The organism is Flavobacterium fluviatile (assembly GCF_010645065.1).
Classification (GTDB): domain Bacteria; phylum Bacteroidota; class Bacteroidia; order Flavobacteriales; family Flavobacteriaceae; genus Flavobacterium; species Flavobacterium fluviatile.
On sequence record NZ_JAADZW010000003.1, the window covers coordinates 136,982 to 151,863 of the forward strand.

Here is a 14,882-nt window from a genome sequence, read left to right on the forward strand (position 1 = left end):
AAAAACTTATGGATTGATTTTGTAAAATTCGACAATTTTTTTGGCTTTTGATGCTCCGATCACTTCAGAAATTTCTTTTTCTGTAGCCAATTTCAATCTCTTAACACTTTTGAAATGCTTAATTAACGTAAGCATGGTTTTTTCTCCAATCCCCGGAATACTTTCTACAGACGAATTAAGTGCCGCTTTGCTGCGCTTGTCACGGTGAAAAGTGATTCCGAAACGGTGAGCTTCGTTTCGCAATTGCTGGATAACCTTAAGTGTTTCTGACTTTTTATCGAGATACAACGGAATCGAATCGCCTGGATAAAACAGTTCTTCAAGGCGTTTTGCAATTCCGATGATAGCTATTTTACCGCGCAGTCCTAATTCATCAATACTTTTCAGGGCTGCTGATAACTGTCCTTTTCCACCATCGATAATAATCAGCTGCGGAAGCGGTTCATTTTCGTCCAGCAGTCTTTTGTAACGACGATATACAATCTCGGTCATTGAAGCAAAATCGTCCGGGCCTTCAACCGTTTTTACGTTAAAATGACGGTAATCTTTCTTGCTTGGCTTTCCATCTTTAAAAACCACACAGGCTGCCACAGGATTTGTTCCCTGAATGTTCGAGTTATCAAAACATTCAATATGCCGCGGCTCTGTTGGCAAACGCAGGTCTTTCTGCATTTGCGCCATGATTCGGTTTACATGTCTGTCCGGATCTACAATCTGCAACTGTTTGAGTTGTTCGATTCGGTAGAATTTGGCATTTCGAATCGATAAATCTAAAATCTGCTTTTTGTCTCCAAGCTGCGGAACGGTTATTTTGATGTTTTCGCCTAAATCCAGTTCAAAAGGAACAATTATTTCTTTTGATAACAACTGAAAACGTTCACGAAGTTCTACAATGGCCAATTCTAATAATTCCTCATCACTTTCATCCAGCTTTTTCTTCATTTCTAAAGTATGCGAACGAATAATTGATCCATGCGAAATCTGCAAAAAGTTGACATAAGCCGCACTTTCATCAGATACAATCGAGAAAACATCGATATTGGTAATCTTCGGATTGATGATGGTTGATCTGGATTGGTAATTTTCGAGAATTTCAATTTTTTCCTTGATTTTCTGCGCTTCTTCAAATTGCAGATTCTGAGCGTAGGTGTTCATCAGTTTCCTGAAATCCTTTAAACTTTCTTTAAAATTCCCTTTCAGGATTTCGCGAATCGCATTGACTTGTCTTTGGTATTCTTCCAAAGGTTCCAGCCCTTCACAAGGCCCTTTGCAATTGCCAATGTGATATTCCAGACAAACCTTGAATTTTCCGGAGTTGATATTCGATTCACTTAAATCATAATTGCAGGTTCGTAACGGATACAATTCTTTGATTAAATCTAAAATCGTGTACACCATTTTAAAATTAGTGTACGGGCCAAAATATTCAGACCCGTCTTTTATCATTCTTCTGGTCAAAAATATTCTTGAAAAAGGCTCTTTTTTGATACAGATCCAAGGGTAGCTTTTGTCATCACGAAGCAGCACATTATAACGTGGTTGCAGACTTTTGATTAAATTATTTTCCAATAAAAGCGCATCAGTTTCAGTAGGGACAACAATGTGTTTTATAGTAATAATTTTTTTTACCAGCACATTGGTTTTCCTTGTATCGTGAATTTTATTGAAATAAGAGGAAACCCTTTTTTTGAGGTTTTTGGCTTTTCCAACATACAAAATCTTACCGTCTTTATCGTAATACTGATACACACCGGGATTGTCCGGCAGGGTTTGAATCTGAAGTTCTAAAGATGGTATTTGCATTATATTTTATCTGAAAATGTAATAAGGGCTTGTCAAAAATCATTCCGATTTGGCAATGGAAAGCTTAACACTGAAATCTTTTCAAATTTACGAAATCAAAAGAATAATTTCTATATTTAGAGCCTGTTTAAAATCCGACATGAAAAACAATGCCCCGATAGTTCTTTTTGGCGAATCGATTTTGCCCGGAGAAAATAAAACGATCAATGTAGAAATTGCCAGATTACACACTACAACCAAACTTAATATTCCGATTGTCGTGCGGAGATCTAAATTTGACGGACCGGTAGTTTTGTTCTCAGCCGGAATTCACGGCGATGAAATAAACGGTATTGAAATAGTCCGCCAAATCATCAGCAAAAAAATCAATCGTCCCACGCGCGGAACTATTATTTGTATTCCGATTATCAATATTTACGGTTTTGTCAACAAATCAAGGGAATTTCCTGACGGACGAGATCTGAACCGTGTTTTTCCGGGAAGCAAAAAAGGGTCACTGGCAAGCCGTTTTGCTTTTCACATTACCAATCAGGTATTGCCTATTATTGACTATGCAGTAGATTTTCACGCTGGTGGAGCAGGACGATTTAATGCTCCTCAAATTCGGATTACAGATAACAACCCCGAATTAAAAATTCTCGCTGATGTTTTTGATGCTCCGTTTACTTTATTTTCTAAAAATATTAGTGGATCCTTTAGAAGCACCTCTGAAAAAGCCAATGTAAAAATGCTGCTTTTTGAAGGTGGAAAATCACTGGATATAAATGATGCCGTTGCGAACGAAGGCATAAAGGGGGTTAAACGTTTATTGAATTATCTGAACATGCTCAATCCAAAACATGTTGTTGAAGAAGCGATGTTTCCTTCCATTTGCATTAAGAATTCTGTTTGGCTAAGGGCAAAACAATCCGGATTATTACATGATTATAACATGATTACCAAATTTGTCACTAAAGGAACTATTCTAGCCACCATTACAGATCCCTTTGGTAAATTTGAACAAAAAGTAAAAGCACCACATGACGGTTATGTCATTAACGCCAATCACTCGCCTATCGTTTATCAGGGTGATGCTATTTACCATATCTCTAAAAATGTAGATGAAAATGCCGACGACTAAAAAAGAACTTCGCATACTCCATAAAAACCTCCGAAAAGAACTCGATCAGGAAGATATTGAAGAAAAAAGTCTTGAAATAAGTAATCAGTTAATCTCCCTGCCAATTTGGGACAAAACGTATTACCATGTTTTTCTTCCTATTGAAGAACAAAAAGAAATCAACACTGAGTATATCCTGCATTTGCTTTCCGGAAAAGATAAAGAGATCGTCATTTCAAAAAGTGATTTTGACACCCGAACTATGACTCATTTTTTATTGACGGACAATACCAAAATCAAAAAGAATGAATACAATATTCCGGAACCTGTAAATGGTTTGTCTGTTCCTTCTCAAACTATTGAAGTGGTTTTTGTACCGCTTTTGGCTTTTGATATTTTTGGAAACCGTATTGGCTACGGAAAGGGATTTTACGATAAATTTTTAGCCGAATGCAAACCTGAAACCATCAAAATCGGGCTTTCATTTTTTGAAGCTGTAGCGCAGATTGATGATGTTTTTGAATCGGATATAAAACTGGATTATTGTGTGACACCTGAGAAGGTTTATAGGTTTTAAGAACTTGTTTCTATGGTTAGCTTTATAAGAAGTCGAAACTAATTAACACCACGTCACTTCGAGTGTTTTTGGCTCCAGGTTTTGTTTTGAAAATAAATTTTATTAGCCAAAAATGTATCGAGAAGTCTTGGTTTCATAAGGGTTCTCGATACATTTTTTGTTCCGTTTCCCTACTCAAAAAATACTCGAACTGACGAATTTTCAAAATTACAAATCAATAAGTTTAAACCTATTTCACCATAATCCTCAACGAACAAAATCGGCACAAAAAGAGTATTCAGAAATTTTAGTTCCATAAGGGTTCTCTATACATTTTTTGTTCCGTTTCCCCACTTAAAAAATACTCGAACTGACGAATTTGATAATTAGAATCAGTAATTTTTTAAAAACTTATTTCACCATAACCCCTTCAACAAAAAGAATCGGCACTTCTTCAGTGTTATTTTCGTTGATTAGGTTTGATTTAAAGATGAATTTCTTGTCGTATAACGTATTTCCGATGAAGAAAGTTACCATAAACTCGTTGTTTAAAACCAAAAGGCTTTTTTCGATCATTTCGATTTTTACTACAGAAACTGCAGGAACCTCAACAAAAGCATGTCGAAGGATAGACGTTTTTTTCATTTCGCCATCAATCGTTCCGAACGCTTTTGAAACGACCATGACGCTGTCTAAATTGAAGTCGCTGTCGTTTACCAGATAAGCGTACCACACTTTTTCCATAAAATCATCGCTCCATTCCTGAACAGCGGCTAAAAATACGTTTTCAACTTCGGGGATTATGATATCTTTTTTCATTGTTTTAGTAAATAGTCCAAAATACATAGTCCTTAGTCCCTAGCAAAAAACTAAGGACTAAGGACTTCGAACTTATAAAAAATTAAATACTTGCTTTGAATTGTTCTAAGAAACGAACATCATTTTCGTAAAACATACGGATATCTCCAATTTGATATAAAAGCATCGCAATACGCTCTACTCCCATTCCGAAAGCAAAACCTTTGTATTCATCAGGATTTATGTCGCAGTTTTTAAGAACGTTTGGATCTACCATTCCGCAGCCTCCAATTTCCAGCCAGCCGGTTCCTTTTGTGATACGGTAATCGGTTTCGGTTTTCAAGCCCCAGTAAATATCAATTTCGGCACTTGGTTCTGTAAACGGAAAATAAGACGGACGCAAACGAATCTTAGATTTACCGAACATTTCTTTTGTAAAATAAAGCAAAGTCTGTTTTAAATCGGCGAAAGAAACATCTTTGTCAATGTACAATCCTTCCACCTGATGAAAAATACAGTGCGAACGTGACGAAATGGCTTCGTTACGAAACACACGTCCCGGAGAAATAGTACGAATTGGCGGTTTATGATTTTCCATATAACGCACCTGAACAGAGGATGTATGCGTACGCAACAACACATCAGGATTTGTCTGGATAAAAAAGGTATCCTGCATATCACGCGCCGGATGGTATTCCGGTAAGTTCAGTGCAGTAAAATTATGCCAGTCGTCTTCGATTTCCGGACCTTCAGAAACATTGAAACCGATATTGGCAAAAATATCTATAATTTGATTTTTAACAATCGAAATAGGATGACGTGAACCAATAATTACAGGTTCAGGCGAACGCGTTAAGTCTCCAAAAAAGCCTTTTACTTCTTCTTTGCTTTCAAGTTCTTCCTGAATCGTTCTTACTTTTTCTTCAGCAACTGCTTTTAAAGTATTGATTACCTGTCCAAAATCTTTTTTCTGGTCGTTAGGTATGTTTTTAAATTCCGTAAAAAGTTCTTTCAGCAAACCTTTACTCCCTAAATATTTAACACGGAACTTCTCTAAAGATTCTTTATTTTTCTCGTTAAAGGCTTTAGCTTCCTCGATATGTTCTTTTATCTTGTCTATCATTTCCATTCTACAATTGAGGGTACAAATTTAAGGAAAAAAGTCAGATACCAGGTGTGAGAAGTCAGAAGTATTTCTAAAGTTCTGTTATATTTTCAGCCTAAAATCTAAAATCTTCTCTCCAATATCTGTTTTTTAATCAATAAGTTCTCTTTCTAAAAAATAATTTACAATCGCTTCTTTCATTAAAACCGATTGTTCACCTGCTTTTAAGGGCGGCAATTGTTCTTTTACTTTGTAATGTGGCCAGCCCTCTGTGTCGAAATAGTCAAATTCATAAAATCCGTAGGGTTCTAACAATCGGCAGATTGCAATATGCATCAGGTTCAGTTTTTCATCTTTTTTGAATTCACGATGTACTTTACCGAGTTCCTGAACCCCAATGAGGTAAATTATGGCATCTAAATCTAAATCTTCGCCCTGCGAAAACTGATTGGACAATATATCGACGAGCTTTTCCCAGCGCTCTTTTAGTTGTGTATCTCTGGACATTTCTTATAATTATAAATTATGAATTGTGAATTATAAATTCAAACCATAAAATTTAGCTTACAAAGATACGGAGTTGAAATTTGAGAACATATCCCTGATAAATTCTTTTATATTTGCGCCTCATTAAAACAACCGTAAATATGAGTTTTTTCGACATAATTTTAGGGACACTTTTGGCCTTCAGCCTGTACAAAGGCATCAAAAACGGCCTTTTTGTAGAAGTTGCTTCTTTTATTTCTTTACTGTTAGGAATTTACATAGCCATTAAATTCTCCTCTTTTTTAAAAAACATCATTATAAAATATGTTTCCTGGAATCCAAACACGGTGCAGGTTACCGCTTTTATTCTGACTTTTATTTTAGTGGTAATCGGTGTTTATTTCTTAGCAAAAATTTTAACCGGAATAGCTGATTTTGCTTATTTAGGATTGCCGAATAAGTTGGGCGGAGGCTTTTTCAGGGTTTTGAAAACCGTTTTGGTCGTAAGTGTTTTTATAGCGCTGTTTGAAAAAATGAATTTCAATCACACTTTTGCTAAAAAAGAAACTTTAGACAATTATATCTTTTATAATCCGATTAAAAAAGTAGCTGCTTTTGTATATCCTTCGATTGAAAAAGGGTATGAAAAGCTAAAAAAAGCTAATGCTCAAAAAAAATAATTATTTTCAAATGATTAGAATCTAAGGCAGTTTACACTTAAGAGGCTTCGACTCCGCTCAACCTGACACCTCACTGATTCTTATACATTGATTATTCCTGATTAGGCACTTGTGGAAATAAATTTTTCAAAATAATCAGCATCATTCCGATTACATTTACAGATGAAGTTGTCAACAAGGTAATCAGTACATTTTCAGAAAGGTTTAGATTCAGAAGATTATGATTGAAATACAAAATTGAGACAACCGCTGCCAGCCACAGGAAAATAATAAAAGAGAAAATATAGGTAAGATATCTTCGTAAGATAGTGTCTTCTATAAACCGCCCTACTTTTGCATTTCCGAGCCTATCTTCCAGGATTTTATTTTGTATGCGGGCATTATCGATATCTATAGGACTGACTGCTGCACTGTTTTCAATAGAAATCTGGCTTAAATTGAGTAACGACATATCAGTTAGAAATTGGTTTTAACTTTTTATAATGCTCAAAAATATCATCATCAGAAATAACAGCATTCAAATCCTTTCGATATACTTTTTGCCATGGAGTTCCATCAATATGAGTTAAGGCACTTAAATAAACACCGTCAAATCTTCCATATACGTCCCAAATCTTGTCTAAAAACTGTTCATCTTCACTTGAAATTCTTTCATTTCTGGTTGGGTTTGGAATCTTTTCAGTAATTTTTTCTTTTTTGTACTGTTTGATACTGTAATACAAAGAAGGAAAAACAGGACCAAAATCCCAGGCAATCGGGTTTTCATCAATCAGTCTTTGTTGTTTATCTGTCAGCGCCAGATACCAGCCATAAGCAATATACGTCAGCTTAATTATTTTCATAGGAGTAAGATTTCCTGTTTTGGAATATTTATCTATAAAATAATTCGCAATCGTTGTTGGATTGTAAGACATAACTATAAAATATATTTATCAAAGTTAGCAAAATTAGATGGTTCTGCAATTATCAATTCTATTGTTTTGCTAATGAGACGTTTTATTCAATATTTTACCTTTTCAAAACTAAATTCAGAATAATAATACATCAAATTTTATCTACCTAAAATTACCAATTGATTTCTTTCTTCTCTCCTTTTTTCAAAGAAACAGTTTGCTCTTTACCATTGAGAATAACAGTTGCTTTTCCTCCCTTCTTGGATGAAACAATCAGGCTTTTCACTTTTTTATTACTCCAGATCATATCTATTTCAAAACCCCCACGTGCACAGATTCCTTTTAACGAACCGCTTTCCCAGGCATCAGGCAAAGCCGGCAATAATCTGATTTCATTTTCGTCTGATTGCACCAGCATTTCGGCAACTGCAGCTGCTCCACCAAAATTTCCATCAATTTGAAATGGCGGATGTGCGTCGAATAAATTTGGGTACGTTCCTCCTCCTCTTCTTGGCTTTTCGGTTTTCTTTCCGTCCGGATCTACGTAACGAAGTAATTCACGGTACATTTTATAAGCACGATTTCCGTCCCAGAGTCTTGCCCAGAGATTGATTCGCCAGCCTTTTGACCAGCCTGTGGTTTCATCACCTTTTATTTCGAGTGTTTTTTTGGAGGCTTCAGCTAAATGCGGAGTTTTCTCAGGCGTAATATGATCCCCAGGAAATAATCCGAATAATTGCGACTGATGCCTATGTTTTGGATCATTATCTTCCCAATCGAAATACCATTCCTGCAGATTGCCTTTTTTACCTATTTGATATGGATGCAAATTAGCTAAATCAGCCTCCATCTTTTTTACAAATTCAGCATCAACATTTAAAATCTTAGCGGCTTTAATTGTTTTATCGAAACATTCACGGATCATCGCCAAATCGGCTGTTCCTCCGTACATCGTCGCTCCGACAAAACCATCTGCCAGTTTATACTGATTTTCAGGTGAAGTTGATGGGGCTGTAATCAAATTTCCATTTTTATCTTCTACCAGCCATCCCATACAAAATTCAGCTGCGCCTTTCATCAACGGATAACCTTCGGTTTTTAAATAATTTTTGTCCTGAGTAAAAACATAATGCTCCCAAATATGTGTACTTAACCACGCACCCGCCATAGGCCAGCAAGCCCACATTGGTTCTTCTTTTCCAAATTGCCCAACCGGATTTGTCATCGCCCAGATATCTGAATTATGTCCGGCAGCCCAGCCTTTATCAACTCCATAAAAAGTCTTCGCCGTAACTTTTCCGGTTACCGAAAGGTTTTTAATGAAACTAAGCAATGGCAGATGCATTTCTGAAAGATTGGTATTTTCTGCCAGCCAGTAGTTTTCTTCCAGATTAATGTTCATCGTATAATTACTGCTCCAGGGCGGACTCAAATGCGGATTCCAAAGTCCCTGTAAATTCGCAGGAACACCTAAAGTTCTTGAGGAACTGATAAGTAAATAACGTCCAAAATTGAAATACAGAATTTCAAGGTTTTTGTCTTCCTTTCCGTCAGCGTAACGCAACAAACGTTCGTCGGTTGCTAAATCGGGAGCGGTTGTTTTCCCTAAGTCTAAAGTGACCCGATTATAAAATTTCTGGTAATCGGCAACATGTGAAGTTTTTAATTTATCGAATGGTATTGCGAAAGCTTTTTTCAGTTTTTCTGATGCAATTGCTTTATCGTTTACACCTTCTGTAGCAGGATTTTTGTCGAAACCATTGAAACTTGTGGCAATTGAAACGTAAATTACAGCTTCAGTCGCATTTTTTACACCTAATGTTTTGTCAGAAGCAGTAATCGCCCCATCCTTATTTTTGATTTTCATCAAAGTTGTAAATCGTGTTCCTCTTTCTTTTATTTCAAGATATTTTGAAAGAACAGTATAACCTGCATGTTCATTTATCGGAGCCCTTCCGTTCAGTGATAAAACATTGTCTTTGACCTCAACATTTGATTTTAGTAAACTGCTCAAATTAATATCAAAATTTAAAGCCCCCTTTTGGCTGCTGGTCAATTTGATAATCATGATTTGATCCGGTGCAGAAACAAAATATTCTTTTGTGAATTTTACACCATCAATTTCGTAAGTCACTTTTGAAACTGCATTCGAAATATCTAATTCTCTACGATAATTGATTGCTTTTGCTTTGTTGGGAGTGCTAATTTCTATTGTTCCTAAAGGTGCATATTTCTCTGAGTTTTTGCCCTGTATTTTTTTATTAAGTTCCTCAGCCAGCTTGTAATTTTCGTTTTGAAGCGCTTCCCGAATTGCCGGAAGATTTTTATATGCTTCGGGATTCATATTTGCATTTACAGGTTCTCCCGACCAAAGCGTGATATCATTCAGATAAATTTTGTCTGAATTCACTCCGCCAAAAACAGTTGCACCCATTTTTCCGTTTCCTAAAACGAGGCTTTCTTCAAAAAATTCGGCTGGCTGATTGTACCACAAAACATGGCTGGACTGTGCTGTAATTTTTCCACAAAAAATGGAAATGATAAAAACTAAATATAACTCTTTCATAAAAAAATATGATTTTATTTTATTTTAAATTCTGTATCTATACAGACGTTCAGTACAGACGGGATTCTGTACAGACGGGTTTGAAACCCGTCTCTACGCATCGTAATTACACGTGATTAGGATTTCCCTATTTACACGAATCATAAATTATTTCAATTCACACGTACAGACGGGTTTGAAACCCGTCTCTACACGTGCGGACACGAATCATCTATTAAAAAAACAATCCTCATACCATTTTTTGGGATTATTTTTGATATAATTTTTAATCCTGTCATATTCTGCTTCATTCCTAATAATATGATCGTGAAATCTTTCCTGCCAATTCGTGACTCCTATTGAATTTCTTTTTTCATTTATTCGCCGGGACGAAAATGATTTTAATGCTCTTATAAATTCAAATATACCGTGCGCCTTTTTTGCAGATTTATCATCCATATCCGTACAGACGGGTTTCAAACCCGTATCGGAATCAACATTCGTAGTACAGACGGGTTTCAAATCCGTATCGGAATCAACATTCGTAGTACAGACGGGTTTGAAACCCGTCTCTACAGCGCCAATAATACAATGAATATGATTCGGCATTATCTGAAATTCTCCTAAAATAATATTATCATAATGATTCGTTAAATCCAGCCAACAATCCAATACAATCTTGCCATATTCATTCAATATCATTTCCCCATCCTTTATGTATCCAAATAAATGATCTTTATTTTTTGTACAAATTGTGATGAAATAATCTCCGGGATTATCATAATTCCACCACTTGGCCCTGGCAGATTCTATCCGGTATTTCCCTTGAAATTTTTGCATATTATTTTGTAATTCTATAATCCAAATTACTACCTATTTTGAACTTCCCAATTTATTTAGTACAGACGGGTTTCAAACCCGTTCAACGTATTTATTAAGATTATATATTTTTTCATTTTTTAGAAATTTAGTTTAACAGAAAATACAAAAAGGAACCGCAAAGTTCGCTGTGTTTTACAAACTAAATTTGCCTTAGCGATCTTTGCGGTTCATACTTATAAATATTTTTATTTTAATCCATCCTGCAGTGCTGTTAATGCCTGCAAATCATATACAGTATTATTGCTTCTGTCAAATAAGGACATCGTATTTGTTCCTAAATTTCCGGCATCCCAGTAGAACGGAATTAAGCCATTTGCTTTGGACTGTTTTACAACATATTTTAGAAAAGCAGCTCTTGATTTTAAATGCAACGCTAATGCATCGCCTGTTAAATCACGTCTGATGGCGCCGAACTCTCCTAAGATTACCGGGATACCTTTATCTACAAACTTCGTTTTCATTGATAAAAAAACTTCATTTACAAACGCCTCTTCACCCCAGGTCGGATTATGTGCAGTATCTGTAGTAGAATGATTTCCTGCCCCCCAATAGTAAAACATTTTACCCCAATCTTCGTCTTTTGCCATTAGAGTAAACTGATATGGATAAAAGTGAACTTCTGCCATCATTCTGTTTGCAACTTTGTCGGTAGGCAAAGTAGTCATCAGTTTAGCTGTTTTTTCTATATCTGTAGCTGGCCCCTGAACGATCAACGTACGATAAGCGTTTTTACCCCCTGTAGAACGTACAGCATCGATAAAAGTTTGGTGATACGAATTTAACACTCCCATTTCAGTCGCATCATCTACATGAGGTTCGTTTGCACTGGCAAAAAGCAAATGCTCATCGAAATCACGCAGGTTAGTTGCTATTTGTTCCCAAAATGCTTTTTGTTTCGCATTGTTTGCTTCTTTCTTGGATTCAATACAGTTTTCTTCTAACCATCCTCCATCCCAATGGATATTTACGATTACATACATATCATTATCGGTACAGTATTTTACCACTTCTTTTACTCTGGCTAACCAGGTGTCAGTTATTTTTGCTGTTGCACCATTAGCATACTGATTCCAAGAGCAAGGAATTCGGATAGCATTAAATCCATTTGCCTTAACCAGATCTACCAGGGCTTTTGTAACTTTTGGATTTCCCCAGGCTGTTTCACTACCGGTTGCTTCCAAAGTGTTTCCGATATTCCAGCCCAGTTTCATTTTAGCCGCTAATTGTACTGCAGTACTGCTCATACCAGTGGCATCGGCAGCAATGGGATTTGTATTATAGTTCGGATATAAACCAGTCGTTCCGGCTTGCGAAACGGTTATTTTTACCGGAGCTACATCTGCAGAGCTAATGGTAATATCTGCTGTTCTTGTTACCGAACTGGTGTTTTCTAAAGCTGTAATCGTAACTGTTGTTCTACCTGCCACACCTGTTCCGGGAGTAAATTTTATCCAGCTTGCATCGGATGTACTTACAGACCAGGCAGTGGTGTTTGTTGCTACAATTACATTTGCACTACCTGCTTTACTGTCAAGATCAACTTTATTGACATCAACAGTAAGGGTTTTCACAACAGGATCTGTGTCCTCTTCCGGCATATCCTTATCTGAACTGCAAGCCCAGAAGCTTATAGTTGACAAACACAATATTGTGCTTAACAGGTAATTTTTTATTGTTTTTTTCATTTTATTTGGTCGTTATAGTTAATAAAGTGGTTTTGTTTTTTACATTAATCTAATGTGAATTTTATTTAATGATTACTATTATTTCTTTTTTGATATCTCTTGAAGAATTTCCTATTTTCAATGTATATTTTCCTGGTTCAACTGTCCATTTTTTAGCAGCTGCATCGTAATAAGCCAGTTCCTTAACCGGAACCTTAATTGTCACGGTATTTATGTTTCCTGATTTTACTGATGTTTTTACGAAACCCTTTAATTCTTTTTCAGCACGTGTCACTTTTGAACCGGATTTGGAAACATAAAGCTGGACGACTTCTTTACCCTCTTTTTTTCCGGTATTTTTCACATCCACAGAAACCGAAATAGTTTCGTTTGGTGTATATGATTCTTTATCTGCTTTTGCATTTTCGAAAGCAAAACTGGTATATGACAATCCGTACCCGAAAGGATATAGAGGTTCAATATTTTTTGTGTCAAACCAGCGGTAACCTACCAGGATTTCTTCAGCATACTTAACGGTTTTGTCTCCAGGAAAACTGTTTGTTGCATGAGCCGGAGAATCCATCAGTTTTTTAGGCATTGTCCATGGCAGTTTTCCGGATGGATTTACTTTTCCTAGCAGCACATCCGCTACAGCATTTCCTCCCTCTGAACCATTAAACCATGTCCATACCAAAGCATTTGTTTTTTTGCTGATTTCCTCAATTTCAAAAGGCGCTCCGGCAACAATAACAACAATTGTTCTTGGGTTTACTGCCTGCACTTTTTTTATTAATTCTTCCTGTCCAAATGGTAATTTTAAATTTCTTCGGTCTGAAGCTTCTGTTTCGTAATCACGGTTTGAACCGGCAAAAACAATAGCAACATCCGATTTTTTGGCAGTTTCAATTGCTTCCTGCAATTTATCCGGTTCTAACTGATCGATTGTTACAGGACCGTTTGAGGTTATATTGCCTAAATTTCCTTTGTTTTTTTCTTCGTAGCGTTCTAAATAGCCTTCAGCATAATTGATGGCGACTGATGATGGCAATCTGTTTTTTAAACCTTCGAGCGGAGTAACTTCTCTTTTGGTTTTAACTCCGGCGCCGAATCCGCCCAGAGCATTTTTTTTGGTTGCATTGTTTCCGATTACTGCAATTGATTTTATTCCGTCCACTTTTAATGGCAGTGCATTGTTTTCATTTTTTAATAAAACCACAGCTTCTGCTGCAATTTTATAGGCATCCTGATAATGTGCTTCGGTAGAGATGCTTCCTTTGACACGGTCTTTGCCACCCATTGCTTTTACCTGAAACAACACGCGTAAAATTCTTTTTACATGTTTATCGATTTCCGTCTCCGAAATTTCTTTGTTCTTTGCGGCAGCGATTAATTTATCTGCAAGGAAAAATTCATTGAAAGATTTTGGTGTTCCCATTTCAATATCGAGTCCGCTCTCTAGCGATTTTACTGTAGAATGCACTGCTGCCCAGTCTGAAACTACCACTCCTTTGAATCCCCATTCATCACGAAGGATTTTATTAAGCATATAATCATTCTCACATAAGTATTCGCCTCTGAATTTATTGTAAGCCCCCATAATGCTATAGGCTTTTCCTTCTTTTACAGCTGCTTCAAAAGCCGGAAGATAGATTTCGCGAAGTGTACGTTCATCAATCTGTACGTCTACGAAATCACGATTCGTTTCCTGATTATTGGCCGCAAAGTGTTTGACACATGCCATAATATCATTGTCCTGCAAACCAACAACCATTGGTACCGCCATTTTTTTGTTTAAAAATGGGTCTTCGGTCATATATTCATAGGTTCTTCCGCCTAGCGGTGTTCTCACAATGTTAATTGCCGGCGAAAGCAGCATGTCTTTATCCCTGGCACGCATTTCCTGGCCTACGCTATTTCCAAAAGTATATGCCATTTCTGTATTCCATGTGGCCGCCAGGGCTCCGGCTGCCGGATAATAGGTGGCAAAATCATTGGTTAAACCTGCCGGAGCCCAGCTGTCTCTGGAAATTTCCTCACGAACTCCCAGAGGTCCGTCAGCCATTTTTAATTCCGGAATGCCTAAACGCTTTACACCTCCGGAAGTAAACATACTATTGCCATGCAACATGGATATTTTTTCTTCAAGGGTCATCTGGGCAATCAGTTTGTTAATTTCATCGTCAAACTCTGAGCTTATTTCCTTACCTGTATATTCTTTTTGAGCCGAATCAGCATCTAAACTTTGTGCATTGTTTTTACAAGAGGTCAAAACCATAAAAACCATTAATGCCGAAAGTCTTAAAATTTTGTTTTTCATATCGTTTTTTTTTAGATTTAAAGATTTTTGATCCTCAAAAAAAATCTTTAAAAA

Annotated in this window: 13 protein-coding genes; 3 read left to right on the plus strand and 10 right to left on the minus strand. The window is 36.5% G+C overall.

Translation table 11 applies throughout. The annotated features are described in order from the left end of the window. Nucleotides 1-6: 6 nt before the first annotated feature. Nucleotides 7-1,803, minus strand: coding sequence for an excinuclease ABC subunit UvrC (uvrC, locus tag GXM17_RS06385; protein ID WP_163398466.1), 1,797 nt, complete (start codon nucleotides 1,801-1,803; stop codon nucleotides 7-9). Nucleotides 1,804-1,942: 139 nt separating this feature from the next. On the opposite strand from uvrC, the gene GXM17_RS06390 reads away from it, so the two are divergent. Continuing rightward, nucleotides 1,943-2,923, plus strand: a complete 981-nt coding sequence (locus GXM17_RS06390) for a succinylglutamate desuccinylase/aspartoacylase family protein (RefSeq protein WP_163398467.1) — start codon at nucleotides 1,943-1,945, stop codon at nucleotides 2,921-2,923. Further along, the gene (locus GXM17_RS06395) at nucleotides 2,910-3,479 is read left to right on the plus strand and encodes a 5-formyltetrahydrofolate cyclo-ligase (RefSeq protein WP_163398468.1); all 570 of its coding nucleotides are present in this window, start codon (nucleotides 2,910-2,912) and stop codon (nucleotides 3,477-3,479) included. Before GXM17_RS06390 ends, GXM17_RS06395 begins: the two co-directional genes overlap by 14 nt. Before the next feature lie 390 nt (nucleotides 3,480-3,869). Here GXM17_RS06395 and GXM17_RS06400 read toward each other — a convergent pair whose 3' ends face one another. From GXM17_RS06400 to GXM17_RS06410, 3 genes are all read right to left on the minus strand, one after another. After that, nucleotides 3,870-4,277, minus strand: coding sequence for a hypothetical protein (locus GXM17_RS06400; RefSeq protein WP_057115256.1), 408 nt, complete (start codon nucleotides 4,275-4,277; stop codon nucleotides 3,870-3,872). A gap of 82 nt (nucleotides 4,278-4,359) precedes the next feature. Next, nucleotides 4,360-5,379, minus strand: coding sequence for a phenylalanine--tRNA ligase subunit alpha (gene pheS, locus GXM17_RS06405; RefSeq protein ID WP_163398469.1), 1,020 nt, complete (start codon nucleotides 5,377-5,379; stop codon nucleotides 4,360-4,362). 132 nt (nucleotides 5,380-5,511) lie between these two features. After that, the gene (locus tag GXM17_RS06410; protein ID WP_163398470.1) at nucleotides 5,512-5,868 is read right to left on the minus strand and encodes a hypothetical protein; all 357 of its coding nucleotides are present in this window, start codon (nucleotides 5,866-5,868) and stop codon (nucleotides 5,512-5,514) included. 140 nt (nucleotides 5,869-6,008) lie between these two features. Between GXM17_RS06410 and GXM17_RS06415 the strand changes: the two genes are divergently transcribed. Beyond that, nucleotides 6,009-6,527, plus strand: coding sequence for a CvpA family protein (locus GXM17_RS06415; protein WP_163398471.1), 519 nt, complete (start codon nucleotides 6,009-6,011; stop codon nucleotides 6,525-6,527). Nucleotides 6,528-6,618: 91 nt separating this feature from the next. Here GXM17_RS06415 and GXM17_RS06420 read toward each other — a convergent pair whose 3' ends face one another. From GXM17_RS06420 to GXM17_RS06445, 6 genes are all read right to left on the minus strand, one after another. Then, nucleotides 6,619-6,978, minus strand: a complete 360-nt coding sequence (locus GXM17_RS06420; RefSeq protein ID WP_163398472.1) for a hypothetical protein — start codon at nucleotides 6,976-6,978, stop codon at nucleotides 6,619-6,621. 1 nt (nucleotide 6,979) lies between these two features. Next, nucleotides 6,980-7,441: a Panacea domain-containing protein gene (locus GXM17_RS06425; RefSeq protein ID WP_163398473.1), complete on the minus strand. Its 462-nt coding sequence runs from the start codon at nucleotides 7,439-7,441 to the stop codon at nucleotides 6,980-6,982. A gap of 151 nt (nucleotides 7,442-7,592) precedes the next feature. Then, nucleotides 7,593-9,986: a glycoside hydrolase family 95 protein gene (locus tag GXM17_RS06430; RefSeq protein ID WP_163398474.1), complete on the minus strand. Its 2,394-nt coding sequence runs from the start codon at nucleotides 9,984-9,986 to the stop codon at nucleotides 7,593-7,595. A gap of 207 nt (nucleotides 9,987-10,193) precedes the next feature. Continuing rightward, nucleotides 10,194-10,805 carry a transposase gene (locus GXM17_RS21655; protein ID WP_208796422.1) on the minus strand — a complete coding sequence of 204 codons (612 nt, stop codon included), beginning with the start codon at nucleotides 10,803-10,805 and terminating at the stop codon, nucleotides 10,194-10,196. Between the two features lie 227 nt (nucleotides 10,806-11,032). Then, nucleotides 11,033-12,532 carry a cellulase family glycosylhydrolase gene (locus GXM17_RS06440; protein WP_163398475.1) on the minus strand — a complete coding sequence of 500 codons (1,500 nt, stop codon included), beginning with the start codon at nucleotides 12,530-12,532 and terminating at the stop codon, nucleotides 11,033-11,035. Nucleotides 12,533-12,593: 61 nt separating this feature from the next. Beyond that, a complete protein-coding gene (locus GXM17_RS06445; RefSeq protein WP_163398476.1) occupies nucleotides 12,594-14,828 on the minus strand; it encodes a glycoside hydrolase family 3 C-terminal domain-containing protein in 2,235 nt (744 codons plus the stop codon). Nucleotides 14,829-14,882 lie beyond the last annotated feature (54 nt).

Coding starts and splice junctions, on each gene's coding strand:
- GXM17_RS06400 (WP_057115256.1), bottom strand. CDS start 4,277: ATGAAAAAAGATATCATAATCCCCGAAGTTGAAAACGTATTTTTAGCC.
- GXM17_RS21655 (WP_208796422.1), bottom strand. CDS start 10,805: ATGCAAAAATTTCAAGGGAAATACCGGATAGAATCTGCCAGGGCCAAG.
- GXM17_RS06410 (WP_163398470.1), bottom strand. CDS start 5,868: ATGTCCAGAGATACACAACTAAAAGAGCGCTGGGAAAAGCTCGTCGAT.
- pheS (WP_163398469.1), bottom strand. CDS start 5,379: ATGATAGACAAGATAAAAGAACATATCGAGGAAGCTAAAGCCTTTAAC.
- GXM17_RS06390 (WP_163398467.1), top strand. CDS start 1,943: ATGAAAAACAATGCCCCGATAGTTCTTTTTGGCGAATCGATTTTGCCC.
- GXM17_RS06425 (WP_163398473.1), bottom strand. CDS start 7,441: ATGTCTTACAATCCAACAACGATTGCGAATTATTTTATAGATAAATAT.
- GXM17_RS06415 (WP_163398471.1), top strand. CDS start 6,009: ATGAGTTTTTTCGACATAATTTTAGGGACACTTTTGGCCTTCAGCCTG.
- GXM17_RS06430 (WP_163398474.1), bottom strand. CDS start 9,986: ATGAAAGAGTTATATTTAGTTTTTATCATTTCCATTTTTTGTGGAAAA.
- GXM17_RS06420 (WP_163398472.1), bottom strand. CDS start 6,978: ATGTCGTTACTCAATTTAAGCCAGATTTCTATTGAAAACAGTGCAGCA.
- GXM17_RS06440 (WP_163398475.1), bottom strand. CDS start 12,532: ATGAAAAAAACAATAAAAAATTACCTGTTAAGCACAATATTGTGTTTG.
- GXM17_RS06445 (WP_163398476.1), bottom strand. CDS start 14,828: ATGAAAAACAAAATTTTAAGACTTTCGGCATTAATGGTTTTTATGGTT.
- uvrC (WP_163398466.1), bottom strand. CDS start 1,803: ATGCAAATACCATCTTTAGAACTTCAGATTCAAACCCTGCCGGACAAT.
- GXM17_RS06395 (WP_163398468.1), top strand. CDS start 2,910: ATGCCGACGACTAAAAAAGAACTTCGCATACTCCATAAAAACCTCCGA.